This window comes from Prevotella sp. P3-122 (assembly GCF_002251365.1).
GTDB lineage: Bacteria > Bacteroidota > Bacteroidia > Bacteroidales > Bacteroidaceae > Prevotella.
This window is the reverse complement of sequence record NZ_NPJH01000020.1, coordinates 1-27,000: the sequence shown is the minus strand read 5'-3', so window position 1 is coordinate 27,000 and position 27,000 is coordinate 1. Positions and strand designations below refer to the sequence as shown.

The 27,000-nt window shown below is 49.4% G+C and carries 29 protein-coding genes; 26 read left to right on the top strand and 3 right to left on the bottom strand.

Annotated elements, in window-relative coordinates; all coding sequences use genetic code 11:
* Positions 1-5 precede the first annotated feature (5 nt).
* From CIL02_RS03575 to CIL02_RS03455, 25 genes are all read left to right on the top strand, one after another.
* The gene (locus tag CIL02_RS03575) at positions 6-428 is read left to right on the top strand and encodes a hypothetical protein (RefSeq protein ID WP_094399124.1); all 423 of its coding nucleotides are present in this window, start codon (positions 6-8) and stop codon (positions 426-428) included.
* The gene (locus tag CIL02_RS03570; RefSeq protein WP_240513517.1) at positions 424-750 is read left to right on the top strand and encodes a DUF4134 domain-containing protein; all 327 of its coding nucleotides are present in this window, start codon (positions 424-426) and stop codon (positions 748-750) included. Before CIL02_RS03575 ends, CIL02_RS03570 begins: the two co-directional genes overlap by 5 nt.
* 62 nt (positions 751-812) lie before the next feature.
* Positions 813-1,181 carry a DUF4134 domain-containing protein gene (locus tag CIL02_RS03565; protein WP_094399120.1) on the top strand — a complete coding sequence of 123 codons (369 nt, stop codon included), beginning with the start codon at positions 813-815 and terminating at the stop codon, positions 1,179-1,181.
* A 4-nt stretch (positions 1,182-1,185) separates the two neighbouring features.
* Positions 1,186-1,485: a DUF4133 domain-containing protein gene (locus CIL02_RS03560; RefSeq protein ID WP_094399118.1), complete on the top strand. Its 300-nt coding sequence runs from the start codon at positions 1,186-1,188 to the stop codon at positions 1,483-1,485.
* A gap of 3 nt (positions 1,486-1,488) precedes the next feature.
* Positions 1,489-2,955 (top strand): hypothetical protein, encoded by a 1,467-nt coding sequence (locus tag CIL02_RS03555; RefSeq protein WP_141210112.1) that lies wholly within the window; start codon positions 1,489-1,491, stop codon positions 2,953-2,955.
* 26 nt (positions 2,956-2,981) lie between these two features.
* Complete coding sequence (locus CIL02_RS03550; RefSeq protein ID WP_094399114.1) at positions 2,982-3,449, top strand: hypothetical protein; 468 nt, start codon at positions 2,982-2,984, stop codon at positions 3,447-3,449.
* Positions 3,446-6,013, top strand: a complete 2,568-nt coding sequence (locus CIL02_RS03545) for a TraG family conjugative transposon ATPase (RefSeq protein WP_094399112.1) — start codon at positions 3,446-3,448, stop codon at positions 6,011-6,013. Before CIL02_RS03550 ends, CIL02_RS03545 begins: the two co-directional genes overlap by 4 nt.
* Before the next feature lie 12 nt (positions 6,014-6,025).
* Positions 6,026-6,328 (top strand): hypothetical protein, encoded by a 303-nt coding sequence (locus tag CIL02_RS03540; RefSeq protein ID WP_094399110.1) that lies wholly within the window; start codon positions 6,026-6,028, stop codon positions 6,326-6,328.
* 20 nt (positions 6,329-6,348) lie between these two features.
* Positions 6,349-8,883, top strand: coding sequence for a hypothetical protein (locus tag CIL02_RS03535; RefSeq protein WP_094399108.1), 2,535 nt, complete (start codon positions 6,349-6,351; stop codon positions 8,881-8,883).
* Positions 8,880-9,620, top strand: coding sequence for a hypothetical protein (locus CIL02_RS03530; protein WP_094399106.1), 741 nt, complete (start codon positions 8,880-8,882; stop codon positions 9,618-9,620). The genes CIL02_RS03535 and CIL02_RS03530 overlap by 4 nt, the downstream gene beginning before the upstream one ends.
* The gene (locus tag CIL02_RS03525; RefSeq protein WP_094399104.1) at positions 9,617-10,348 is read left to right on the top strand and encodes a DUF5045 domain-containing protein; all 732 of its coding nucleotides are present in this window, start codon (positions 9,617-9,619) and stop codon (positions 10,346-10,348) included. Before CIL02_RS03530 ends, CIL02_RS03525 begins: the two co-directional genes overlap by 4 nt.
* A gap of 43 nt (positions 10,349-10,391) precedes the next feature.
* On the top strand, positions 10,392-11,522 hold the full coding sequence (locus tag CIL02_RS03520) for a hypothetical protein (RefSeq protein WP_094399102.1): 1,131 nt from the start codon (positions 10,392-10,394) through the stop codon (positions 11,520-11,522).
* Between the two features lie 41 nt (positions 11,523-11,563).
* Positions 11,564-12,178 (top strand): conjugative transposon protein TraK, encoded by a 615-nt coding sequence (gene traK, locus CIL02_RS03515; RefSeq protein ID WP_094399101.1) that lies wholly within the window; start codon positions 11,564-11,566, stop codon positions 12,176-12,178.
* Between the two features lie 2 nt (positions 12,179-12,180).
* A complete protein-coding gene (locus CIL02_RS03510; RefSeq protein ID WP_094399100.1) occupies positions 12,181-12,552 on the top strand; it encodes a hypothetical protein in 372 nt (123 codons plus the stop codon).
* The gene (gene traM, locus CIL02_RS03505; protein ID WP_094399099.1) at positions 12,521-13,744 is read left to right on the top strand and encodes a conjugative transposon protein TraM; all 1,224 of its coding nucleotides are present in this window, start codon (positions 12,521-12,523) and stop codon (positions 13,742-13,744) included. Before CIL02_RS03510 ends, traM begins: the two co-directional genes overlap by 32 nt.
* A 4-nt stretch (positions 13,745-13,748) precedes the next feature.
* Positions 13,749-14,543 carry a site-specific DNA-methyltransferase gene (locus CIL02_RS03500; RefSeq protein WP_094399216.1) on the top strand — a complete coding sequence of 265 codons (795 nt, stop codon included), beginning with the start codon at positions 13,749-13,751 and terminating at the stop codon, positions 14,541-14,543.
* 5 nt (positions 14,544-14,548) lie between these two features.
* The gene (gene traN / locus CIL02_RS03495; RefSeq protein ID WP_094399214.1) at positions 14,549-15,388 is read left to right on the top strand and encodes a conjugative transposon protein TraN; all 840 of its coding nucleotides are present in this window, start codon (positions 14,549-14,551) and stop codon (positions 15,386-15,388) included.
* 18 nt (positions 15,389-15,406) lie between these two features.
* A complete protein-coding gene (locus CIL02_RS03490) occupies positions 15,407-15,898 on the top strand; it encodes a hypothetical protein (RefSeq protein ID WP_371588905.1) in 492 nt (163 codons plus the stop codon).
* 135 nt (positions 15,899-16,033) lie between these two features.
* Positions 16,034-16,693: a DUF1566 domain-containing protein gene (locus CIL02_RS03485; protein ID WP_094399212.1), complete on the top strand. Its 660-nt coding sequence runs from the start codon at positions 16,034-16,036 to the stop codon at positions 16,691-16,693.
* A 13-nt stretch (positions 16,694-16,706) separates the two neighbouring features.
* Complete coding sequence (locus tag CIL02_RS03480; protein ID WP_141210111.1) at positions 16,707-17,480, top strand: hypothetical protein; 774 nt, start codon at positions 16,707-16,709, stop codon at positions 17,478-17,480.
* Positions 17,481-17,483: 3 nt separating this feature from the next.
* The gene (locus tag CIL02_RS03475) at positions 17,484-19,670 is read left to right on the top strand and encodes a type IV secretory system conjugative DNA transfer family protein (RefSeq protein WP_094399096.1); all 2,187 of its coding nucleotides are present in this window, start codon (positions 17,484-17,486) and stop codon (positions 19,668-19,670) included.
* Positions 19,660-20,181, top strand: a complete 522-nt coding sequence (locus CIL02_RS03470) for a glycoside hydrolase family protein (protein WP_094399095.1) — start codon at positions 19,660-19,662, stop codon at positions 20,179-20,181. Before CIL02_RS03475 ends, CIL02_RS03470 begins: the two co-directional genes overlap by 11 nt.
* Before the next feature lie 222 nt (positions 20,182-20,403).
* Entirely contained in the window at positions 20,404-21,009 is a 606-nt protein-coding gene (locus CIL02_RS03465; protein ID WP_094399094.1) for a TetR/AcrR family transcriptional regulator, read from the top strand.
* Positions 21,010-21,087: 78 nt separating this feature from the next.
* Complete coding sequence (locus CIL02_RS03460) at positions 21,088-22,224, top strand: beta-ketoacyl-ACP synthase III (protein ID WP_094399093.1); 1,137 nt, start codon at positions 21,088-21,090, stop codon at positions 22,222-22,224.
* A 286-nt stretch (positions 22,225-22,510) separates the two neighbouring features.
* Positions 22,511-23,011: a hypothetical protein gene (locus CIL02_RS03455; RefSeq protein ID WP_094399092.1), complete on the top strand. Its 501-nt coding sequence runs from the start codon at positions 22,511-22,513 to the stop codon at positions 23,009-23,011.
* A 70-nt stretch (positions 23,012-23,081) separates the two neighbouring features.
* Here the strand turns inward: CIL02_RS03455 and CIL02_RS03450 are convergent, their stop codons facing one another.
* Together CIL02_RS03450 and tnpB are read right to left on the bottom strand one after the other, a co-directional pair.
* Positions 23,082-25,091: an IS66 family transposase gene (locus CIL02_RS03450; protein WP_094399091.1), complete on the bottom strand. Its 2,010-nt coding sequence runs from the start codon at positions 25,089-25,091 to the stop codon at positions 23,082-23,084.
* A gap of 39 nt (positions 25,092-25,130) precedes the next feature.
* The gene (tnpB, locus tag CIL02_RS03445; protein ID WP_170935005.1) at positions 25,131-25,496 is read right to left on the bottom strand and encodes an IS66 family insertion sequence element accessory protein TnpB; all 366 of its coding nucleotides are present in this window, start codon (positions 25,494-25,496) and stop codon (positions 25,131-25,133) included.
* On the opposite strand from tnpB, the gene CIL02_RS16245 reads away from it, so the two are divergent.
* Complete coding sequence (locus CIL02_RS16245) at positions 25,482-25,739, top strand: hypothetical protein (protein WP_170935004.1); 258 nt, start codon at positions 25,482-25,484, stop codon at positions 25,737-25,739. The genes tnpB and CIL02_RS16245 overlap by 15 nt on opposite strands.
* Before the next feature lie 957 nt (positions 25,740-26,696).
* On the opposite strand, the gene CIL02_RS16240 is transcribed toward CIL02_RS16245, so the two are convergent.
* The coding region (locus tag CIL02_RS16240; RefSeq protein WP_170935003.1) for a hypothetical protein at positions 26,697-27,000 on the bottom strand (304 nt) is incomplete at its 5' end.

Sequence of the window (27,000 nt, the reverse complement as noted above, 5' to 3'; positions counted from 1 at the left end):
CGACAATGACACCGTATGTAATATTTGTCATCGTGCTGACGATAGCCTATATCATCTATTACGGCTACCATATCAGCAAAGACCTTTACGGCAAGAAAAACGAGAAAGAAACCTCGGTAGAGGAATTTGATGTCAGCGGGATGCAGGATGAAGTTGTGGCCACTCCGGTCAGGGAAAGCGGTAACGGATTCTCTCTCGGGGAAGAGACTGCCCCTGACAATGACCATTCAAGGGTTGCCGCCACGGAAGTGGAAACCCCATCAGGCGGCACAGGCCGTTTTGACAACCTTACAGACAATATGGACGAGACCGACGTGACGAGCGAGGGTGGTGTCTCGTTTGAAGAACTTGAACAGATGCTGTATGACAAGAAATCAGACATTGCTTTCCGTAAATCCACAGTCAGCCATACCCGTGAGACATATTGATCCTATAAGAGTGGTACTGACGGCAATCCTGTCCGTTTGCTGCCTGTCCGCTTCCGCAAAATGCGGCGGAGTGGATTACAGTTGGGGTGCGGACGGACTGGCGAAAGCCCATGACTTCGTGATTACCATGCTACTGTATGTGGTGTATATCTGCTATGCGGTGGCCGGAATCGTGTCCGTCATCGCCAGCCTGCAGATTTACTTCAAGATAAACGCCGGAGAAGAAGGCTGGAAGAAAGAGATAATGATGGTGGTGGGAGCCATCCTGTTCATTATCGGAGCGACCATCGTGTTCCCCGCCTTTTTCGGCTACCGTGTATAAAAGAGACTCAAATGCGCAAATGAGAAATAAGAGAACCGTAAAACAATTTTGAAACAAAACAGATGAACAAATTACAGAAAATCAAGAATTCCATCAAGAAATTCGTCACATCACCTCGATTCAACTCACTGGCGGTCATGCTGCTTGTCGGCACCGTTGCCTGTCTCGCCCAGAACACCGCAGGCAACTACGAAGCCGGTACTACGGCCCTGACCACGGTCAGCGAGGAAATCGCCAAGTATGTACCCATCGTTGTCAAGCTCTGCTACGCCATTGCCGGCGTCGTGGCCGTCGTAGGTGCGATCAGCGTCTATATCGCCATGAACAACGAGGAGCAGGACGTGAAGAAGAAGATCATGATGGTGGTCGGAGCCTGCATCTTCCTGATTGCAGCAGCTCAGGCACTGCCTCTGTTCTTCGGAATCTCCTGACCTTATGGCAGAGAACGCAGACAACGGCTATACTGCATACCCGGTTTTCAAGGGGCTTCAAAAGCCTCTTGAATTCCTGGGTATCCAGGGCCGCTACATCTACTGGGCTGCCGGAGCAGCGGGCGGTGCGATAGTCGGATTCATAATCGGCTACTGTGTACTGGGCTTTCTCGCCGGACTTGTCGTACTGGTTATGGCAGTCAGCACGGGAGCCGGTTTAATCATGGTGAAACAGCGCAAAGGGCTTCACACCAAGAAAACAGACAAAGGGATATTCGTTTACACCTGTTCAAAAAAGATTTGAAAAATGAGACACTGCGGATTGATATTCTTTCTTGCCTTGTTCCTTGCCGGATGTTCGGGGAACACCCGTAAAGGGGACGCATTGTCCGCCCACCAAACGGCGGAAAAGGTGAAAGACAGTTGGTCGAAGATGTCCAAGCCCCTTGAGATAGAGGTCACGGGGCGGACAAAGGGCGAGCTGGAAGCCATAGGCTCGCTTGCCGTATGGCTTGACGGCATGGAGGGCGGCAAAGCCGTGGAGTTCCGTTTCGACGGCAAGGTGTTCAAGCCCACTGTCCCTGTTCTGGCCGACAGTACGGCATCACCCCATGTCTGTTATCCGTTCCTTCCGTCACTGCATCCGGCCGACACTGTTACGATTAGCCATCCGCTCGGCGAAAGACTCGCCGGACAGATCCAATCCGTGACACAGACAAATGACAAAACAAAGATTACAATGAAATTAGAAGAACTTACCGCACTGCTGCGCCTGATACTGAAAAGCGACAATATCAGTGATGTGATGCAGATTCTGGAGATACAGGGGGACTGCGTTTCAACAGCAGCCTTCCTGATTCCGCTTAAGGGGAAACTGGCCGGGACACGTGCCGATGCCGGCAACGTATGTTCTCCCAACAAGGACTGCCTGTTGAACAACGGCATCCCGCACGACTTCAACCTCATTCCTACGGAGGATTCCGGAGAAATACAGATATTCCTCAAAATCAACGGGAAGAAATTGTCCATATCCACCACGCTACCGCCTCTGAGACGGGGAAGCATCACCGAACTGCGCCTTCATGTCAGCAATGGCAAACTTTCCGTAGGCAGCAGCTGGGTAGATACCAAACATCCGTTTGTGAAACCGTCCGTTTTCGGCACGGACTCTGTCCGCATCGGACATTTCCTGCAAAGGAATGGAACTCTGACCTCCAAATTCGATGAGAATACCCTTGCCTGTGTCATCCAGACAGACGGGCGACACGGCAAAGCCGTTGCCTTGGACGACAACAGTACGAGCAACTGGTTCGGGAAGAAGTCTTTCCGAACCGGCCATATCTTCGATACGGCTGACGGCAAGTTGCGTGAGGGCTATTTCGGACAGCCGCAGGAGGATGAGGAACATATCGTGTTTAGTCCCCGAATCCGATATCCGGGCAGTTGCGCATTGGGTTTCGACGACGGAGCCGCACTCACACAGGGCATACTCCGCCATGCGGACAGCCATGCCCTCAAGAACTTCCAGGACAAGCGTGTGCTGCCGTCGGCCTACATACCGTCGCTTGCGGAGATGGCCCGGCTTGCCTACCATCTTGAAAAGCATAAGGACAGCATGCCTGCCTTTTTCAAGATGCCGGAAGGCATCTATGCCACCTCCAGCGAATCCGGCGAGGACACTTTCTATTCGATTGACATGACCGGATGGTTCGTCACCGCCTACAATTCCAAGGAGCACAGCGATATGAAAACAAGGCTCTTTTATCTATTCTAATCCACATCAATAAATATAAAAGAACAATGGCAGACAAAACAGGCACATTCATTCTTCGGTTACGGGAGTTTGGAAGTAATTCCGTATCTATGGTTCCCCTCCCGAAGCATTTTGAAATAAGTGCGGAATTAACAGATAATTATGAAGATGGTAAAGAACCAACCCAGCTATATCTGGTGATAAGCATTAACAGTGTGGAAGACCATGAAGGCAACGGGGATAGCCATGTGCATATTTTCTTATTCCCCGAAGTCAAGATTCCCCTGAAATATTTCGGTGAGTTTGTCATCGAAGAAGCAGGTGAAAGGGTAATAGACGAAATGATTGATTATATCAGTTGGGACATCGCTGCGTACCTGATAGATGATGACGAGGACAAAGAACCCTATTTTGACATCATAGAGTATGAGCCATACTGGAGAGAGCATCTGAACAAATGTATCAGCAACGAGCTGAAAGAATGGGGTGAACAAAACACGGATAAAGACAAATGACTTGGTACGTTATCATATTCTTTGCAGCAGTGCTTATCGGTATGGCAATCTCGGTGGCCGCTTTCGGAACGGGAGGCAAACGCAAGCGTGTCTTCCGTGACATCTATTTCTCCGTGGAGGACAATGACGGCATTGGTGTCATTTACACCAAGACCGGCGAGTATTCCGCCATACTTGAAATAGAGAACCCCGTGCAGAAGTATTCTGCCGATGCCGACTGCTATTACGATTTCTGCCATCTGTTCTCGGCGGTGGTACAGACCCTCGGCGAGGGCTATGCCATACACAAACAGGATGTGTTCTCCCGCCGTGGGTTCGTGCAGGCGGACGCAAAGGAAAAAGAGTTCCTGTCAAGATCCTATTTCTCATATTTTGAGGGCCGTCCTTATACCGATACGCGCACATGCCTTGTCATTACGCAGGAATCGAAGAAAGGGAAGCTGTATTCCTTCGATTTGAAGAAATGGAAGGACTTCCTTGTGAAGATACGCAAGGTGAAGGACCAGTTGCGTGACAGCGGCATGAAGGTGAGGTTCCTGACGGCCGACGAATGTGACAGCTATGTTGACCGGTATTTCACGCTGGACTTCAATAGTCCGGTCGTCACCATGAATAATTTCAAGGTAGATGACGAGGGCATCGGCATGGGTGACCGCAAATGTCGCGTGTTCTCCCTTGTCGATGTGGACTGTGCCGGGCTTCCTTCCCTTGTCCGTCCTTTCACCAATGTGGAGGTGAACAACACAGGGATGCCCCTTGACCTCATGTCCGCCATCGACAGCATCCCGGAAGCCGAGACCGTCATCTACAACCAGATGATTTTCATTCCCAACCAAAAGCGGGAACTTTCCGCTCTTGAAAAGAAGAAAAACCGTCACGCCTCCATCCCCAATCCGAGCAACCAGATTGCCGTGGAGGACATCAAGCAGGTGCAGGAAGTGGTGGCACGCGAGGGCAAGCAGCTTGTATATACACACTTCAACCTCGTTGTATGCTGTCCACGTAATGCAGATATGCAGAAGCCCGTGAACCATCTTGAAAACATGTTCGGGCGCATGGGCATACATATCTCCAAGCGTGCCTACAACCAGCTTGAGCTGTTCGTGAACTCGTTTCCCGGCAACTGCTACAACATGGATCCCGAGTACGACCGTTTTCTCACCCTGTCGGACGCCGCCACCTGCCTTATGTATAAGGAGCATGTGCAGCGCAGCGAGGACACCCCGCTGAAGATATACTATACTGACCGGAAAGGGATGCCCGTAGCCATCGACATCACCGGCAAGGAGGGTAAGGTCAAGATGACCGACAACTCCAATTTCTTCTGTTTAGGACCATCGGGAAGCGGCAAGAGCTTCCACATGAACTCCGTCGTGAGGCAGCTTCATGAGCAAGGAACGGATGTTGTGATGGTCGATACGGGAAACTCCTACGAGGGACTATGCGAGTATCTCGGCGGCAAGTACATTTCCTATACCGAGGAAAAACCCATCACCATGAACCCGTTTAAGATTACCAAGGAAGAGATAAACATCGAGAAAATCAACTTCCTCAAGAATCTTATCCTGCAGATATGGAAAGGCTCGGAAGGCATTGTGACAAAGACGGAGGACAGACTTATCGGACAGGCTATCGAGGAATACTACCGCAGTTACTTTACGGGTAAAATTGATGCGCCGCTTTCGTTCAACTCGTTTTTCGACTTCGCCGTCGTCCGCATCCCGGAGATTATCACCAAGAACGAACTGAAAGGCATTGACACGGCAGACCTCAATTACCAGCTTCGGGATTTCTATAAGGGCGGCAGCCACGAGACCACGCTGAACGAGAACATGGACAGCACCCTGTTTGATGAGACCTTTATCGTGTTCGAGATTGACGCAATCAAGGATGATGCCACGCTGTTCCCGATAGTCACGCTGATTATCATGGATGTCTTTCTGCAGAAGATGCGTCTGAAAAAGAACCGTAAGGTCCTTGTGATCGAAGAGGCGTGGAAAGCCATCGCCACCCCGCTCATGGCCGAATACATCAAGTACCTCTACAAGACGGCCCGTAAGTTCTGGGCATCGGTCGGTGTCGTGACACAGGAGATACAGGACATCATCGGCAGTGAGATTGTGAAGGAGGCCATCATCAACAATTCCGATGTGGTGATGCTGCTTGACCAGAGCAAATTCCGTGAACGCTTCGACAATATCAAAGCCATCCTCGGACTCACCGATATGGACTGCAAGAAGATTTTTACCATCAACAGGCTTGACAACAAGGAAGGACGCTCTTTCTTCCGCGAGGTATTCATCCGCAGAGGATCGACCAGCGGCGTGTACGGTGTGGAGGAATCGCACGAGTGCTACATGACCTATACCACCGAGCGTGCTGAGAAAGATGCCCTCAAACTCTACAAGTCGGAATTAGGGTGCAGCCATCAGGATGCTATCGAAAGATATTGCCGTGACTGGGACAACTCCGGCATCGCCGCCCCGTTGGAATTTGCCCGACGGGTGCATAAGGTCGGCCATGTGCTCAACCTGCCCACAAGGAACGATAAAAATAACCCATAAACAACATTCATTATGAACGAGAACAAACTCATTGAGGAATTTTGGCGCGATTGCGACAACAACAATTTCAGCAAGGAAGCCACCGTGCTGTTCTTTTACCTGCTTTACCGTCACAAGCGTGACCGCCAGGAAACGATCAGCATCAATCCGGCCGCATTGCTCAGTCTTGTCAGCGGTTACAGCGTCACGGCGATGAAATCCGCCAGCGAGGAACTGCAGTCACGCGGATATGTGGAATACACACCCGCCAACGAGAGCTGCACTTCCGGAAAATACCGTTTTCTCAAGACGGGGACGGTGAAGAAAGGGAAATAAGAAACGACCAATCAACAAGTATGTACCGCCTCCTGCTCATATTGACCGTACTGCTGGCTGTAGCGTCCGACGCTGCGGCCTCGGTGTGGTATTCCGTCAACTACGATAAGAAAACGGTGGCCGCCATGACCGCCGCTTTCGGCACGGAGACCGCGACGGAAATGTATTACAGCGAACAGGTCAGGAAGATACTTGACCGTTACAGTGCCGCCGAAGTCGCCACAGCCGGTATCTTCATGTCCAAGTACCTTGACCGCAAGGCACTGACCGACCTCGGTATCTGGAGCAGTGCAACGGAAAACTATTATTACCGCCGCATCTATTCATTAGTAAGTGCGAAAATCATGCCGAAGATATGGATTGTCGCCGGCATGATGCTCCGTTCACCACAGACCGCACTCTACTGGGGAAGCTACCTGTTCAAGGTCTGTCACGAGGTGGAAACGCTCTGCATGCAGTTCGAGTCCATCGTCACCAACAGCTCGCTGTCGTTCCGTGATGTGGTATTCCTGCAGATAGCCCCGCAGTTCCAGCCGCTGTTCGACCTTGCCGGCAGTGGCAATGTGGACTGGAAGAGGTTTTTTGATGACCTCGGCAGTATTCCCAACCATTTCAACAAGGAGAATCTTGAATCCGACATTAGCACCCTGTATGACATGGGAGTCAGCATCGCCGGAGCGGGAGCCGAGAATATGATGGGGGCCCTGCTCGGCGGCAGCTCGTTCAATGACATCGCCAAAGGAAATGTAGCGGCGATTGTGAACGCTGCGGAGAGCAGTTACGGATTCTACAAGTCCCTTGAGCAAAATCTTGGAGGCACTTTGCTCTCGATGGTCGGTGGACCGGAGAATGTCGCCCGGCTTTTCAACATAGACAGTTACAACATGACCTCATGGATGACCGACTATCTCCGTGAGACTATGGGGCAGTATTACACCCAGCGGTGGTACATCTACCGCCGGGACAGCGGCAGCGAGACAATTTGTGACTATATGCCGCCCACCGATGACAACAGCATCCTCTACGGCGGTGCCTGGACACGTTTCAACACGACCGACGCAAATTTCTATCCCTCTTCGGCACAGACGGAGCAGATACTCTCCAATTCGGAGAGTTATGCCGGATGGTCGAGGGCGAAGGTGAAGCAGATGAACGCATCGGGAGACGGGTACCTTTATAACCTGTCTTATTCCCGATACGCCTATATCTTGTCAAAGAAGAACAAACAGTACGCCAAAGCCTATGCCTATTCCATCCGGGTCACCAAAAGCTGGAACCGGACGGAAGAGGTTTACGAGGATGTCTTTGATTCCTATTCCATGGACTTGGGCACCTTCCAAAGACAGATGCAGGCACGGCTGTCGGAGTACAATGACAATGAAGAGGGATTCGTCTATTACATCGGTTCGGATGCCCGAAATTATTATCAGGCGACCGATGAAGCCAAGATGAAAGGCACGGAGAGCGTGATTATCTCCGTGACCTGCCATGACGGATTCACCATATCACAGGGAAGCACCCAGTATAAATGCCGCAGTTGCGGCGGTTCACTGAACGCCCATTCCAAGGAGTGCGCCATGCAGACCACACTGACTGACAATAACCTTGATATGTCGGAGTTTGACCGCCTTGAGACGGAATACAACAACCGCATAGCGGAGCTTCAGACCCAGATAGATGTGCTCAACAGCGAGAACAGGACGCTGATAAAGCAGATTTCCACAGCTACAGTGGAGGAAGCAGCCGTGCTCCGTCAGCGGTACAATGTCAACAAGACCCGGATAGATGATCTGACAAGGGAACAGGAAAGTGTCAGGAAACAGCTTGCCGACCTGCGGGCGGCACGTGAGGATGCCGTCGGCGGCGAGGAAGTGCCGACTGATGACTACTACCGCATCCCAGCCATCATGAATGACTGCAAGACCGCTTTCGACCTCACCTGGCAGGGATATGGACACTGGGAAGGCTACAGCTACGTGCGTACCGCCACCTCCGGGAGCATGGATGCCGTCATCACGTTCAAGGCGACACTGAGCATCGCCCGCAAGCCGAAATATTTCCTCGGCATCAAGATACACAGGGCCATCATGCAGATAGAATGGACACTGACGGCGGATTACAGCAACACCCAGGTCGTGGATGTGATGCAACTCGACCCGAACAAGAGCGACCGGGAGAATGCCGCCGCCGTGAACAACCGCATCTCAGAGATTGCAAGGGATTATCCGTCCTGCACAATCAGCACCGAATACATCAAGAACAATCCGATGGAACAGGACAACAGCACGGACACCTACCACCTGCTGTGGTCGTCGGACCGGTTGGAAATCGCGCGTGATGTGGATAGCCGCCTGACACGCATCTATGCCGACCTCGTATGTCTGGAGAAGATGATGCACTATAAACTGTCTATCATTGATGTGTTGAAAAAGGCCGCTCCTTATGTCAATGACGAGCAAGGACGCAGACGCACGCTGCTTGACGAGAGTTTTGCCCGGTGGATGAACAGGGCCGGAAGTAGAAATTACAAACCAATGGAAGAAACGACAGAATGAGAACACCTATCCACATATTGATGACGCTGCTGATGCTGGCCATGCCGGTCATCGCCAAGGCACAGTTCGGTTTTGATGTAGGCTCGGTGGAAGCCTATATCTCCGACCACAAGAGCCAGCGCAGCCTGCTTCTTGCCCGTGCCACACTGGAGCAGAGCAACAACCTCCTGCACGAGTACAGCGCGAAGGCCGCGGAAGATTACAAGGTGCTGAACTTCGACCTTGACAAATATACCAGGGCTTTCGATGTGATAGACGTGCTGTACCAGTCGTTGCGAACCTCCATGAACGTGTATTCCACCTACCAGACGGTCAGCGACCGCATCGGTGACTACAAAAAATTGCTGAGTGATTACAACTCCAAGGTGCTGAAGCGTAACAAACTCGCCCTTCAGGACACCATCATCATCCGGATAAGCCTCAGGTGCATCGACCGCATCTCGGTCGAGGGAAAGAGCCTGTACCGCTCGGTCAGCGACCTGGTGCTGTATGCTACCGGAGCCGCCGCCTGTTCGACATCCGATCTCATGCTTGTGTTGGAGAACATCAACACCAGTCTTGACAACATCAAGAAACTGCTCAATGCCGCCTATTTCGATACATGGAGGTATATCCAAGTGCGGATAGGCTATTGGAAAGAAAGTATTTACACACCCCGTTCACGGTCACTCATCATCGAAGATGCCTTCGGACGATGGCGGCAGAGCGGGCTTAACCCATATAGAAACAAGAAATGAAACGGCTGATACTCTATCTGATGACAGGACTGTGCATGGTTTCGGCCACTGCGCAGAACGTGACCTACAACCATGATGCCGCCAAACAGAACCAGTTTACCGTGGCGGAGATCGGTTCCGGCTCCCTTACTCCGGACTTGTACTACACCTTGCTGCACAGCAACTACAGGAAAACCGCCGCTGCAAAAAACAAGCTGTCGTTTCGCACGACGGTGGGGATTGCAGGCTACTGGCAGGTGGATGATGCGGAGAAACTGGACTCCGCTATGACTAAACGTGCCGAGATAGAGGCGTTGAACGTGGCTGACCGTACAGGCGGCGCACTGGATGTCGCATGGCTGGCGGAGGGTGACAAGCTCAACTCCAAGATGGCGGATTTCAAAAAGAATATCGACCGCATCCTGCAACTGGGTGGCACTCCCGGACAGCAGACGGTGTGGAAGGAATACTATAACGTGTTCAAATCGGCCATCAAAGCGACGCAGGAAGCCTATATGCCCAACTCGCAGCGCAAGAAACAGTATCTGAGCATCTATGCCGACGTGTCGCACAAGAACGAGGAACTGGTACGCTATCTCGTCTATCTGGCTAACAGCAAGACGACCACCTCACTATTGGCATCAAGCTATGAAAGGGAAAACAAGAACGCCGTGTATGCGGCGGAAGCACTGGCCCGGTGGCGCGATGCGTGCTGGAGTGCGATGGGAAACTGTGTCAATCAACCATAGAAACAGACAGATTCTGAAATAAACAACTAATAAACAACATTCAATGGCAGACAATATTCTTAGCGACTTTGGCATCAACTTGCTTGAGGAAGAGGTGGATGACGTGATTTTCCAGACCAACGAGTTCCTGTGCGATGCCACGTTCACCGGGTCACAAGGTCCTTTTTGGTGGATTCTTCAGATGTGTATGGCACTGGCTGCACTCTTCGCTATCGTGATGGCGGCAGGCATGGCTTATAAGATGATGGTAAAAAACGAACCGCTCGATGTGATGAAACTGTTCCGTCCCTTGGCGGTGGCCATCGTGATGACATGGTGGTATCCTCCTGCGGACACCGGGATGCACAACAGCGGCAGCAGCTGGTGTGTGCTTGACTTCCTCTCGTACATCCCCAATGCCATAGGCTCCTACACCCATGACCTGTATCAGGCGGAAGCCGCCCAGATCGGGGATAAGTTCGAGGAAGTGCAGCAGCTCATTTTCGTCCGTGACACACTCTATACAAGCTTGCAGGCACAGGCGGATGTGGCCCGTGCCGGTACGATGGATCCCGCACTGATAGAATCGACCATGGAACAGACCGGTGTCGATGAAGTTACCAACATGGAGAAGGATGCCAGCAAGTTATGGTTTACTTCACTGACCTCCGGTGCGGTGGTCTGCATAGACAAAATCGTGATGGTTATTGCGTTGATTGTCTTTAGAATAGGCTGGTGGGCGACCATCTATTGCCAGCAAATCCTGCTCGGTATGCTCACAATTTTCGGTCCGATACAGTGGGCGTTTTCACTCTTGCCCAAATGGGAAGGAGCCTGGGCGAAATGGATGATACGTTATCTGACGGTGCATTTCTATGGAGCCATGTTGTACTTCGTTGGGTTTTATGTGCTGTTGCTATTTGATATTGTGCTTTGCATACAGGTGGAGAACCTGACCGCCATTACCCAGAACGAGGCGACGATGGCAGCCTACCTGCAAAACTCCTTCTTCTCGGCAGGCTATCTGATGGCTGCAAGCATCGTTGCTCTGAAATGCCTGAATCTTGTGCCTGACTTGGCGGCATGGATGATTCCCGAAGGAGACACGGCTTTCAGTACGAGAAACTTCGGCGAGGGTGTGGCACAGCAGGCGAAGATGTCAACGACCGGCGCGATTTCATCCATGATGCGATAATATATAATAAGGTATAGGAAACCAATCAAATAAGCAAAACAATGGTCATTAAAAATTTAGAGAACAAGATCAAGCTCGTGATGATAATCTGCGCCCTGTTTCTGGCAGGTTGCGTTGTTATCAGCCTGTCGAGCATCTGGACAGCCCGCTCAATGGTAGTGGATGCCCAGCAGAAAATCTATGTGTTGGACGGCAATGTGCCCATCCTCGTGCAACGCACCACGATGGACGAGACCCTCGATGTGGAAGCCAAGAGCCATGTGGAGATGTATCATCATTACTTCTTCACCCTGGCCCCGGACGACAAATACATCAAATACACGCTTGACAAGGCGATGTACCTTGTGGATGAAACGGGACTTGCCCAGTATAACACCCTCAAGGAAAAAGGATTTTACAACAACATCATGGGCACCTCGGCGGTATGCTCGATATTCTGTGACAGCATCAACTTCAACAAGGAGAAGATGGAGTTCACCTACTATGGCAGACAGCGCATAGAACGCCGTACCTCCATCCTTACCCGAGAACTGGTGACCTCCGGGCAACTGAAACGAGTGCCGCGCACCGACAACAACCCCCATGGGCTGCTTATCGTGAACTGGCGCACCCTGCTGAACAAAGATATTGAACAGAAAACCAAAAACAGCTATTGATTATGGGATGGAAGAAACTGATACTCGGAGAGAAGATGCCGGACAAGAACGACCCCAAGTATGCCGAAAGATACGAGAAGGAGGTCAGTGCCGGTCGGAAATGGGCCAAGTTTCTGAAAATTGACAAGGCCGCCGGATATGCGCAATGCTTCGCTTGCAAATACCCCAAAGTGTTCCTCACGCTGGTATTCGGCATCGTCATCGGATGCCTGACGCTGAATATCTGCCGCATGGTACAGATATACAACCGTCCGAAAACCGAGCAGACGGTCACGGCGACACAACATCAGGAGGAGCTGTTGAGACAGAAACGTAACAAACAAATCATAAATATAGAGAGCAATGACGCTGAAAGAACTTACAAGCAGGATTGACTGGCGTGCGCCTAAATACAGGCTGCCGGCTATCCTTTATCCCTTACTGCTGATTGCCGGGTACCTCATTTTTGACGTATTCGATGTGGAACTGGCGGAAAAACCGTCCCACATGCAGACCACGGAGTACCTTAATCCGGAACTGCCGCAGGCGCAACTCCGCACCGACGAGATTGGCGGCAAGTATGAGAACATGGCCAAGTCATACGGCAAGATCCAGGACTATTCGGCCGTGGAGAACATCGACCGTGAACGCGGTGGCGATACGGAAGCATACGATTCCAAGTACACGGAACAAGACCTTGCCATGCTCGATGAAGAGGCAGAACGCCGTCTGCAGGAGATGCAGTCCCGGCTGGACAAGAGCCGTGAGCGCGGCATGGAGATGGCAAACGACTCCCTTGCCGAGCCGATGAGCGAGGATGAACGTCTCCGACGTGGCGCACAACGCCAGCAGGAAGCCCTCGACGAACTGAACAAGGCTTTGGCGGAAGCACGCCTGAACGGACAGAAAGGGCTTGAGGATGTAAAGGAACCCCAGGTACCTGCCGAGGAAACACCCAAGACAACAGGCAATGTGACGGAAAACGAGGATGCCGTCACGCAACCACCCGAAGATGCCACCACACAATCCGTGGTAAAGGCCAAGAAGCCTAACTCCGCCTATTTCAATACCCTTGCGGAGAATGAGCCTGAGCCGAACCTTATCAAAGCGATTATCGACGAGGATGTGAAAGCCGTTGACGGTTCGCGTGTAAGGCTGCGTCTGCTCGACGAGGTGGAGATAAACGGTGTTGTCCTCGCCAAGGGATCGTACATGTACGCCACTATGAGTGGATTTGGGCAGCAGCGTGTGAAAGGCACGGTCAAAAGCCTTATGGTGGGTGACGAACTCCTGAAGGTGAGCCTGACACTCTACGACACCGACGGCATGGAGGGGCTTTATGTGCCCAATTCCTCTTTCCGTGAGACCACCAAGGACATAGCATCCGGAGCAATGAACAGCAATATGAGCATTAACAACGGCAGTTACGGCAATAACTTCACACAGTGGGGCATGCAGGCCATACAGAACGCCTACCAGCAGACCACCGGGGCCATCTCGAAAGCCATCCGCAAGAACAAGGTGAAACTCAAGTATGGCACCTTTGTCTATTTGGTCAACAGCAGGGAAAACAACAAAAACAAGTAGGATGATGATACAGATTGACAACATCTATAACGAGGACTGCCTGAAGGGGATGGCACGGATAGCAGACAGAAGTGTCGATGCCGTCGTGTGCGACCTGCCTTACGGCATCCTGAACCGTCACAATAAAAATGCCGGTTGGGACAGGCAGATACCGCTGGAACCCCTATGGGAACAATATCGGCGCATTATCAAGCCGGACAGCCCCGTCATCCTGTTTGGGCAAGGGATGTTCACTGCAAGACTGCTGATGTCGCAGCCTGAATTGTGGAGATACAACCTTGTCTGGTATAAGGACAGGGCCAGCGGTCATCTGAACGCCAATCGTATGCCGCTAAGGAAGCATGAGGACATCCTTGTGTTCTACGAGCATCTGCCAGTGTATCATCCGCAGATGGTTCCTTGCGACAAATCGCAGCGCAACCACGGACGGCGCACCAGCCAGACATTCACCAACCGGTGCTACGGCAACATGCGTATGACCGATGTCCGCATCGCCGATGACAAATACCCGACCTCTGTCATTCAGATTCCTAAAGAACATAAAACCGGGACTTTCTTCCACCCGACGCAGAAGCCCGTTGCCCTCGTGGAGTATCTTATAAGGACATACACCGACGAAGGGGATGTGGTGCTTGACAACTGCATCGGTTCGGGAACCACGGCGATAGCCGCCATCCGAAGCGGACGTCACTATATCGGCTTCGAGACCGATGTCGGTTATTGCCGGATAGCCGAGGAAAGGATAAAGGCCGAGAGACTCACGGAAACAACAAACGAAAAACAAGAATATCAACAATGAGAACAATGCTTTCAAAAATTCTTGCGGCATTCTTAATCACCGCCGCATTTCAGCCCATCCATGCGCAGACCACCTATCAGGAAATGGAGCAGCTTACCGTCAATGAACAGGTGACGACCGTCATCACCGCCTCCGAACCGATACGTTTTGTGGACATTTCCACAGATTTGGTTGCTGGCGACCAGCCTATCAACAACACCGTCCGTCTGAAACCCAAGGAAGCCGGACATGAAGACGGCGAGGTACTTGCCATCGTCACCATCGTGACCGAACGCTACCGCACCCAGTACGCCCTGCTATACACCACACGTCTGACGGAGGCCGTCACCAGTAAGGAGATAGAACTGTCGGAGCGCAACGCCTACCACAATCCCGCCGTGTCGATGTCCACGGAAGATATGTACCGCTATGCACGTCAGATATGGATATCGCCTGCAAGGTTTCGCAACGTAAGCAGCAAGAAGCATCGCATGAACATGCGGCTGAACAACATCTATTCCGCCGGGGACTATTTCTTCCTTGACTTCTCGGTGGACAACCGCACCAACATTCGCTTCGACATCGACGAGGTAAGACTCAAACTCTCCGACAAGAAGGTGTCGAAAGCCACGAACTCGCAGGTCGTGGAGCTGAAGCCGGAACTGGTACTGGAGCAGTCCCGGTCATTCCTGCACGGCTACCGCAACGTGATTGTGGTGAAGAAGCTGACTTTCCCCAACGACAAGGTGCTGACGGTGGAGCTGACCGAGAAGCAGATTTCCGGGCGCACCATATCCGTGAACATAGATTATGAGGACGTGCTGTCGGCCGACGGCTTCAGCAGCGCATTACTGACGGAGGAATAAGCCATGAGGAAGATACTGATGATTCTTGTCGCTGTGCTTGCCATGTCATCCACAGCGTTTGCCGGAGACCATGACGGGCGTGTGTCCTTTGGTATCGGCTTCCTGTATGAGAACGGGCTGGACGCCACACTCAGCTATGAGCGTGAGAACGCCTACCACAATGCTTGGGAGTTTTTTGCCAACGGGTATCTCAAGTGGGACAAATGCGCCTCGTGTGGCCATGTCTGCCCGGATTCGTTCTGGAAGAACTACCGTTCGTGGAGCATCGGAGCCGCCTACAAGCCGTGCGTGGTACGCGGTCGTAACCATTACGGTAGCTTCCGTTTCGGCGGTTCGCTCGGCTCGGACACCCACAGGGTGCTGGGAGGCGTACATGCCGGCTACGAGCACAACTACCGTCTGCGCGGCGGCTGGCAGGTGTACTGGCAGGTGAAGTCAGACCTGATGATAAAGGGCAAGGACCTGTTCCGCACAGGCTTCGTGTTAGGCGTAAAACTACCTGTAAAATAAGAAGTCATGAAAACCAATTATGTAAAAATACTGAACCGTATGAACAAGATTATCAACCGCGCCAATGCCCGCAGGCAGACGGACAGCCGTTCCAGGAGCAAAGGGTTGAAGGTGAAATGGCGCAGGACGTGGAAAATGCTGAAGTGCAACTACTTCTGTCTGTTCGCCCTTATGCTGACCGTGACTCTCGCGTCATGCGACGGGCATCACGAGTTTCCCGACACCTCGATGAAAGTCGGACATGTGCTCTGCACCGACGGCCGTGTCATGGCCTTGGAGGAGTGTGACCGTCAGGGCAAGGAGCCTATAGCCGTGGTGTTCCATCTCCACAATGATGAAAAGATGGAAGGGAACGGGTATGCCGTGTACCTCCGTGACCTGCCCGATGAAGCCTTCGCCGACAGCGTGGGTGTGGCACAGGGGACATCCGCCGACCTGTACGCGCATGACGGCAACGCCAACACCTACGAGATGTATGCCAACAGCGGCTGCGGTTCGCCGGCGGCCAATGCCGTGTTCTCCATGTGGCGTTACGGGCAGAGTGCCTATATCCCCTCGGTGGCCCAGATGCGACTGCTGTATGTGGCCAAGCCGTACATTACCCATATCATTGAAAGATGCGGCGGAGAACCGTTACCCGACGATGCGGACGAGGTATGGTACTGGACATCCACGGAAGTAGCCGGCCAGGAGACCTCGAAAGCATGGCTGTACTCGCTCGGCAGCGGTGCCGTGCAAGAGACACCGAAGCTCCAGTCACACAAAGTGAGACCCATTGTAACATTGAACGATTAGAATGAAGAACGACATGAACATTATACATATCCTTTTCGGCATTGTGCTGATATTGCTGGTGCTGATACAGACCTACAACTCCGTGAAGGCGGAATCCCACCGTCAAGAACTGCAGCAGCTCTGTGATTTCCTGCAATCACGGAAAGACACGATGGATTCCCTGCTCAACCGCTTTGACGGTATTCTTGGCGACATGGCATCCGACAACGAGAGAAACACCGTCCTGAAAAAACATGCGATAGAGCTGGACAAACTTGTTAAAGGACTCAAATATGAACAGGATTGTCTTGAATCCGGGAATCGGTCGATGAAAACGAAACGGAAAAGGATGCTGACCCAAAAGGAGAAGCTCATCAACGAGACTAACGAAATAAAGAAAACCATCCGTCAGAGAATGGATACGATAGCGCAGCTTGAAATCCGGATTGACTCGCTGAAAAGAATCAAGGCCGGGCTGGACATCGACACGGGCCTGACACAGGCGGAAGAGGCAACCAATCTCTCGGAGCCGGTGTCGGTTCTGAATATTCCGCCGTCAGTCAAGTCAATTCTGGAAGACCATAACATCACGTGCATCGGAGAGCTTGCCTGTCTTGACAGGGATTACCTGCAAGGCATCAGCGGTATTGGCCCGGTAAGCGTCGAGCGTATAGATGCCGCCCTGCAGGAAAAAGGCGCATATCTCGGCATGGAAGCGGTCAAGGTCAACGACCGCTGGTACAGATTTGGAGCAGAGGAGACAGAAGAACAGGCGGCAGAGCATACACAGGAACAGATAACAGAATAACTTATGGAAGAAACGAAAGAGATACAGGGACTTTACAAGATATTCCGTGCGGCGGTCTATGTGTCGCTGCTGTTGGAATTTTTCGAGTACGCCGTCGATCCGGAGACCCTCGACCACTGGAACGGGGTACTTGTGGACATTCATGACCGCATCAAGACATGGTTCATCTACCATGACGGAAACCTGATATATGCCAAGGTAACGACCTTCTTGCTCATCTGCATCACCTGCGTGGGAACGCGCAACAAGAAGCACCTTGAGATGGACGCGCAGAAGCAGGTGCTCTATCCGTTGCTCGGCGGTGTCGGACTGGTCATACTGTCCGTGTGGTTCTTCGGTTTCTCCATCATGCCGCGCATCTACACGCTGAAGGTCAATATCTGGCTCTACATGATACTGTCCGTCGTCGGGGCGGTACTTATCCATGTTGCTCTCGACAATATCTCGAAGTTCCTGAAGGACGGTCTTCTCAAAGACCGCTTCAACTTCGAGAACGAGAGCTTCGAGCAGGCCACCGAAGCGGTGGAGAACAAGTATTCGGTGAACATCCCCATGCGCTTTTATTACAAAGGGAAATTCCGCCGGGGGTGCGTGTCGGTCTCCAATCCTTTCCGAGGCACCTGGGTCGTAGGTACTCCCGGTTCGGGTAAGACATTCAGCATCATCGAGCCGTTCGTCCGGCAGCACTCTGCCAAAGGCTTCGCTATGGTTGTATATGATTACAAGTTCCCTACCTTAGCCACCAAACTATATTATCACTATCTGAAAAACAGGCGATTGGGTAAGACTCCGCCGAACTGCCAGTTCAACATCATCAACTTCGTCGATGTAGAGTACAGCCGGCGCGTGAACCCTATACAGGCGAAATACATCCCGAACCTTGCCGCCGCCAGCGAGACCGCAGAGACCCTACTGGAATCCCTGCAGAAAGGCAAGAAAGAGGGAGGTGGCGGTTCCGACCAGTTCTTCCAGACATCGGCTGTGAACTTTCTCGCCGCCTGTATCTATTTCTTTGTGAACTATGAGAAAGAGCCGTATGATGCCTTCGGCAGACAGCTCTATGCCGACAAGGTACAAGACCCGGTGACGAGGATATGGAAACCTACCGGCATCGTGCGTGAATACAAGAACGGCCCGGTGACGGAACCGGCTTACTGGCTCGGCAAGTACAGCGACATGCCGCATATTCTCTCGTTCCTGAACCAGAGCTATCAGACCATTTTTGATGTGCTACAGACCGACGACGAGGTCGCGCCGTTGCTCGGCCCGTTCCAGACCGCCCTGCAAAACAGAGCAATGGAGCAATTGGAGGGCATGATAGGTACGCTCCGTGTCTATACTTCGCGCCTTGCCACCAAAGAATCCTACTGGATATTCCATAAGGACGGTGATGACTTCGACCTCAAGGTTAGCGATCCGAAGAACCCGTCCTATCTGCTGATTGCCAACGACCCCGAAATGGAAAGCATCATCGGTGCGCTGAACGCTCTTATCCTAAACCGCCTTGTCACACGCGTGAACACCGGACAGGGAAAGAATATACCTGTGTCAATCATCGTCGATGAGCTGCCGACCCTGTATTTCCATAAGATAGACCGACTGATAGGTACTGCCCGAAGCAACAAAGTGAGCGTGACGCTCGGCTTTCAGGAACTGCCGCAGCTGGAGGCCGATTACGGGAAGGTAGGCATGCAGAAAATCATCACGACCGTGGGCAATGTGGTGAGCGGTTCGGCAAGAAGCAAGGAGACCTTGGAATGGCTCTCCAACGACATCTTCGGCAAGGTGGTACAGCTCAAGAAAGGTGTCACCATAGACCGGGATAAGACGAGCATCAACCTGAACGAGAACATGGACAGCCTCGTGCCGGCAAGTAAAATATCCGATATGCCGACAGGCTGGATATGCGGACAGACGGCGCGTGATTTCGTCAAGACCAAGACCGGGCGCGGCGACAGTATGAATATACAGGAGTCGGAAGAGTTTCAGACCACCAAGTTCTTCTGCAAGACTGATTTCGACATGGCGGAGATAGCCAAAGAGGAAGCCGGGTATGTGGAGTTGCCCAAGTTCTACACCTTTCCGTCTAAAGAAGAAAGGGAACGTGTGCTGTACAAGAACTTTCTGCGTGTGGGAATCGAGGTGAAAACGATGATAGCTGAAATACAAAGGAGAGCCCATGCGAAATAAACTTCGAATATTTGTCATAGTCCTGTTTGCCTATATCTATATAGGTTCAAGTTTTGCCCAGCCTACGTTACGGAGGCTTATGGAACTGCCGCCGTTTGAGCGGGCAATTCTGATAATCAAACATTACGAGACCCTGCATCGCCCGGAGCACTGGCCGACCATCGGCTACGGTCATGTCGTCCAGCCGGGCGAGCCGTACCGTAAAGGCGTGCTGCTTACGGAAAGTCAGGCAGACGCTCTGCTCAGGAAGGACTTGCGGAAATTCTGCGCCCTGTATCGGTCATACGGGGCGGACAGTCTCCTGCTTGCCTGCCTGAGCTATAACTGCGGTTCGGCAAAGGTTCTTGGAGGACAGGGATATAAGAAAAGCCGTCTATTGCGGAGGATAGAAGCAGGTGACAGGAATATCTTGGCTGATTATCTTTCTTTCTGTCATTACAAAGGCAAGCATCATTCCGGGATTTGGCGTCGCCGATGGATGGAATATCAGTTGCTTTGTGCAGATTTGTAATGGATATGAATAATAACAATTGTATTGGAAAAGGTAGTCCAAGACATATTCCACAATCAAAATTTCCACATTCTCACTGTTATGCCCCGGGCTACCTTATATTAGTTTACACTCGTAATGTAATACAAAGGTACACAAATATAACGAATTATTTGCCTTCTCCTAATTAATTTATTACTTTTGCGCAGTAATTACATGTCGAATTATCTGAATCAGAGCTAAATGAATAAAAACAACCGTAAAGAACAGCTCTATCATGAAGCGTTTAAGCTGTTCCTATCCAAACCATTTGAAGCCGTAAGCATAGCTGATATAGAGAGTGCTTCCGGCATGACGCGCGGTGCCATAACATATTATGCCAAAGACAAATTGGGCTTGTTCTATTCTGTGGTAAAACACTATTTGGTTGATACGCAGAATTTGAAACAGAAAATAACTCAAACAGAATTTGATTCAATGAAAGATTTTATAGAGGCTTATGTGAATGGCTGTCAAGAGACTATGAATCGTTTTAACGATGTAGGCAAAAACGTGCAAAATGCAAGTAGAGCATATATGTCCTTGATTTTGCAAATATGCAAATATTTTCCAGATTTACACTCTCAGTATCTTGAAAACAGGAATCAGGAGGTTATAATTTGGATTGGAGTATTACAAAAAGCCATTGAACGTAAGGAAATCAAGAGCGATATTGATATAATGAATACTGCTCGTAATTTTATGAACCTCTTTTATGGACAATCATATATAGACTCATTGTCTGTCGGATTGAACACAGTTGAGCTGAGAATGCAGTTGATGAATCTCTATAAGTTACTCAGGATTTAGATTTTAATTACGGAAATATTTCTCTAATTCATAAAAATACCATATCTTTGCCAAAAGATAACAAACATTATGTAATTTATGAGTTTAGAAGTATTCATTACCAAAACCTCTTCATACTTCCCGAATAATCCGGTAGGGAATGATGAAATGGAAGAGTATCTTGGGCTGATTGATGATCACCCGTCACGTGTGAAATCCATTATCCTGCGTCAGAACGGCATAAAAACCAGGTATTATGCCTTGGATAAAAAGCAGCGGATTACACATACGAATGTTGAGCTTGCCAGTTCAGCCATTAACAAATTATTTATAAGCGAAGACGAAAAACACAAAGTACAGTTTCTGTCATGCGCGACATCAATGCCGGATCAGTTGATTCCTTCCCATGCGTCAATGGTTCATGGAGCAACATTTGACCACTCCTTAGAAACAGCGTCATTGTCGGGTGTTTGCATGACAAGCCTTATGGCACTCAAGACAGCATGGATGTCCGTCCTTTCAGGAAATAGTGACAATGCCGTCTGTGCTGCTTCAGAGTTGATTTCCCCGACTATGCTATCACGCTTCTTTAAGGAAGAGATGGAGTGCCAACATTTAGTAGAAGAATATCCACATCTCGCTTTTGAGAAAGATTTTCTTCGCTTCATGCTTTCAGATGGTGCCGCTGCACTTCTTCTAAAAAATGTTCCCGACGGGGAAATCAATCTGTCAATAGACTGGATTCATACATTTTCGTATGCGAATCGTCAACCGGTCTGTATGTATATGTGGGCTGATAAAAACGATGATGGCAGTCTGACCGGATGGAAATCATTTGAGGGTCGTGAGCTTGGGGACAAATCTATATGGAGTCTCAAACAGGATGTTCGCCAACTCAATGAATATGGCATACCGTATTTTGTAGATGCCATTGAAGCAGCCTTTGCAAAAGGTAAGGTGGATCCAGATGAGATAACTTATGTCATTCCGCATATATCATCCATGTATTTCTATAAGCGACTTGATGAAGAACTACAAAAGCGCAATATTCAACTGCCGACCGACAAATGGTTTACGAATCTAACTTGGGTGGGTAATGTTGGGGCGGTGTCACCTTTTACCGCGCTTGATGAACTGATTAGGACAAAACCGCTAAAAAAAGGAGACAAAATCGTACTTTTAGTCCCAGAAAGCGGTAGATTTTCGTATGGAGTGGCCTTATTAAGCTGTATTTGATATATTATTTAAAAAATATTTGTTACCTTTGCAGCTGTAAAATAAGAATTTAAGGGTTCATATTTGTCTTTCTCTGTGAAAATGTGGAAGTTTTTAACTATGGAAGCAGATAGGTATGATGACTCTTCGTACATAAAAGTACGGGGGCGTTATGTCTTTTCCATAGGGTATCCACAACCTTCACAGTAAGACGTAATAGTCCCCGTACCCTTTTTTATGTATGAACAAGCCACGGCCACAGACCCAACAGAACCGAATAGACATTCTAAAGCAATGTTATCGCCTAATGGCTCAGGGCACATGGGATGCCATATCAGTCACTGAGCTAGAGAAGAATATATCTCAAACGAGAGGTGCGATATTCTATTTTAATAAGAACAAGAAAGATTTGTTCTTGAATATGATTGATGAATTGTTTTTTCCGGTGTTTGTGTTATCTGATGAAGAAAAAGCGAGATTGTCTGCGTGTTCCGTGTCTCAGTTTCATGCGACCTATAAAACTCCATTTGATAGACTTAAAGAAGACTTATCCAACAACTATTGTTTGCCTAATGCAGCACAAGCAGTATTCAATATAATTGTCCAGGCGCAGAAACATTATGTAGGCTTTAGTGTTATGCTAAAGAAGGCTATGGATAAAGAATTAACCTTTATAGATGAACTGACTGGTGCTTCAAATCACAAATTGTTGAGTTATAACAACTTCATGACGCAAAACATAGGGAATCTGTTTGTGGATTCCTTAGAGGTATTTCAAGAGGATAAGAGCCATCAGGAACAAAAGTAAGCGGTCATTTAGGACCCGTAGGCCCGGTAAAATGAAGTATTTTATTGTTTCTTAAGAAAACTAGGTCTTATCACACCCATGCTGAGACGGTAGCCAGCTGCCATCTGTGGGGCAGCAACTCAACCAGCTTTTCCTCTGCAGTAGTTCCGATTCGACGGAACACGTCGCATAAGTAAACGATGGGGTCCAAGTGATGGGACTTGATGTTTGCGAAGACTGACATGAGACGTGCGAAACGGGCACCTGACTCAGGGCTACCCACAAACAGGCTGTTGTTCCTGTACTTTGCAACTCTCCGGATCTGTCGCTCGCAGATATTGTTCGAGAGGTCAAGTCGTCCATCCTCCAGGCAACGAAGCATGCAGGGATATTCCTTAAGGGCATAGTTGACTGCCTTAAGAAGTTCCGGTTCATCCTCCTTCTTAAGGTTATTGCTAAGCCTATCCAGGTAATTCTTCAATTCGTTGAACATCGGGACCAATCTTACTCCACGTTCCCTGCGTATGTCGTCCACGTCGCTGAACGCTTCTTTTATTTTTCGGTCTTCATGGAAGATGGAATCGAACAGCTTCATTATCAGCATCGCATCTTTCGAGAACTCTTTCAACTTGAAGAAGGGCCTTCGCATGTGGACCAGACAGGCAATCCTCAATATAAGCTCCCCTACATCATAGCATTTATAGAGGGGAGCACCATCACTGTGCAGGTAAAGCTTCTCTATCACGTCCTCAAAGTACTTCTTTACTGCTTCCTGCGTCCGACGACCCCGATCATGGAAAACGAACTGGGTCAGACTGTGAAGCGGGGCATAATAACAGAAGATCCACCGCTTGAAGTAGTGAAGGTCATCCTCTACATCCTCCGCCTTTTCATCCTTGTCAGGAAGCCTCTTGTCCTTGCACCCCACGGTACTCTCATCACCATGGGCCTCGCCCGAAGAGATGATCTCCTTATGAAGCGGTTCGTCCAGAGGTTCCAGTATCTTGGCTCCCAACTCAATCCAGTGAATGACGGTGGTATGGGCAAAATTCAGGCCCATGCCTTGCAGCCATTCCTCAATATCTGAAACAGTCATGTTGTAATAGAAGTGCAACGTCAGTATCTGTGCTATCAGGCTTTCAGTAACCTGCGTCCTTCCCATACAGTTCCTGTACTTTTCAGGAAGGTTGACGTGGTAATATTTACCTCTCGGGTCCTTGTACTTCTTCCTCCGGATGAGAAGCGTTCGTAAGTAGCCTTTGACGTAGGTATAACGGACGGTGACATCCTCACCAATATACTCCGCATCCTCAGGAAGGCCTTCCGGAACCAGGACGATGTCATTCTTGGTATCTTTTGCCTGCTCCACCAGCGGCTGATCACGTCTGGGCTTGTCAACGCCCTTCATGTTCTTATGTTCCCGGAGCTCACGGGCTATCTCTACCACCTTTTCCGCAGGGACATCCTCACCATTCAGGTCCAGGTCATCAGCATGCTCTATCTGTTGTGAGCCATGAAGGTATTTCTCAGACTCAGTATGCTGGCCATAAGAGTTCACCTGGAGACTGGCCTTCTGCTGCTCGAGCTGCTTGTTTCTGGCAGCCAGTTCTTCTGGCGTGAGTGGAGCAGAGAAGCCGGGAGCGGTCGTGGACGGGGGCTGACCATCCTCATTACCGTCCTCTCCCTTAAGACGGGCTATCTCATTATCCTTGGCTGCCAGCCTGGCATTGAACGAGGCTATCAGGTCCTGCTTCTCCTTCTCATGCATAGCCTTCAGTTCCTGTATCTGACGGTCAAACTCCGCACGTATGGTGCCGACCAGTTCCTCTTTCAGGGATTCCGGTAGAGACAAGGCACCACCACCCATCAGCATGGTCGTTATCTGCTGGACCATCTCGGCGACCTTGTTGAGCTGCGCTTCAAGTCTCGATTCCAATTCAGTGTTCCGGGTTGTCAGGTCAGAGACGCGAAGGTCCGCGTCGTGCGCCTTCTTCTCGGCTGCACGACGCGCACGCTTCTCCGCATTCAGCTGTGAAACGAGTATCTGCTGGCTATGTTCCTCTGACTTTAACATGCTACAAAGGTACTCATTTTTATTCATATATACAAATGTTATCTAATTGATTGTCAGATATATAAGTTAATTGTTGCTAACACCAATATAGGATAAATCCTCATCTTCATCCTCTGTCTCACTGAAGTAATCGTTTTCATCAACCTCGTCAATTTCCTCTTCCTTGTTCAGTTGCCGCAAGGCCTCCATGAGATATACGAAGCTCTCCCAGGAGATGTGGTAAACGTGTTTGTTCGGGTCTTTGAAGATGGGACAGACAAACCTCTCGTCAAACAGGATACGGTCGGTGAGCACTTCACTGTTGCGGTAATGGTAGTAGAGACGTACACGGCGGAAGTCACGGGAAAAGAACAGGAAGACATCCCCGTTGCAGGGGTCTTTGTGGAGCTTTTCTCGGATATAACCCCGCAGGCCTGCATGTCTGTAACGCAAGGTAACTTCATCTGTACATACATAATAGTGGTAAGTAGCGGACATCCCCATCATAGCGTCACCTCCATCTCCTTCATTAAGGTGACCAATGTACTTACTTCACAAGACCCAATCCTTACATTAAGCCGGCCGGAAAGGGTAAGTGCGACGTCGGACAGGGTACCACACGGTGACGACTCTTTTGTATGGCGTCTTTTACCAGGCACGGGAGTAGCCGACGAGGATGACGTTTCTGCCGGTTGATTGGGCAGGTCAACAACCAGAGGCTGCAAGTCAATGACTGGCAATAGGGTATCTGATACATGTGATTTATCTCCTGTTGAAACTGTTGGCGTGGCTTTGGGCTTACGGTAGGCCGGCCGCCCAAGGCAATGGCACATCTTGGTATAACTGACATTTTCTGCATGGCAGAATTCCTGCAAATTCTCGCCGCCGTACTCATTCAGGAACAGGCGGACTTTCGAAGCGTAAAAGTTTCCTTCCTTGTTTTTATTATTCATACTTTACTGCGTATATAAATTATCGCAGCAAAGCTATGCCTTTATCTTATCCCCTACAATACGGCCCAAAATGACTGCTTACGAACAAAATGCTTTGTAGTAGGAATAATTTGCAATACTTCGACTGTATGTTTATAAATGACAATCATAATCGTATTGCTATCCCTTTCTGATGTCAATGTCACTATAAGCACTTTTCAAAAGATTGTGGAAACGAGCCACTTTGGAAACAAAACAATAGCCCCAAATAAGTTTATTACTGTTTCCAAACAAAACCTTTTGAAAGAAATTGATGGATTGTAATAAAAGTGTTATTTTGCACCCAATAAGACCTGTCAAGCCTCTTTTCAATGCGTACCAAAGCAGAACGCTTGCATTTATGCCTCGTTAGAATATACCCAATAACAAAATGAAAGCAATAAATATATGTATAAAATAATTTACTTTCAAATTGTGTATCTTAATTTGGAAGAGGTATTATCTGGAATATAATACTATATGTATAATTTCAAAAATACAGTAAGTTACAAGCAATTTATTAAATTTTACAAACGACAGTCGATGGTGTTTAGATACATAATTATTATGGGAAAGAAATCCAAATAAAAAATCCTTCCCATAATACTTATAAATTACTTACAAACAATACCGCATCGCATAATGTTATCACACAAATTTCATTCCAGTCCTAATAAGAACATTACTCAAATATCTTTTCTAAATCACCTTGTTTGATAGGGTTATTTACAATTGCGTTTTTTAACTTTTTGTCCAAAGCTAAGATTCTTAAAAAGTACGAGTTTTTGTTCACATCCATATTCTTCCAGTCAAAATGTCTGCTAAAATCATAATATCTAAATATGTCTTCAGGAGAATGCATATCTTCTATAATATCGTTGGCTATCACTTTACCATATTTAGTAATAAGCGTTGATTTTATATCATCATCTTTTACATTTTTTAAATATCTGAGCAATATATATTCTGAGGCAGCAAAATAATAT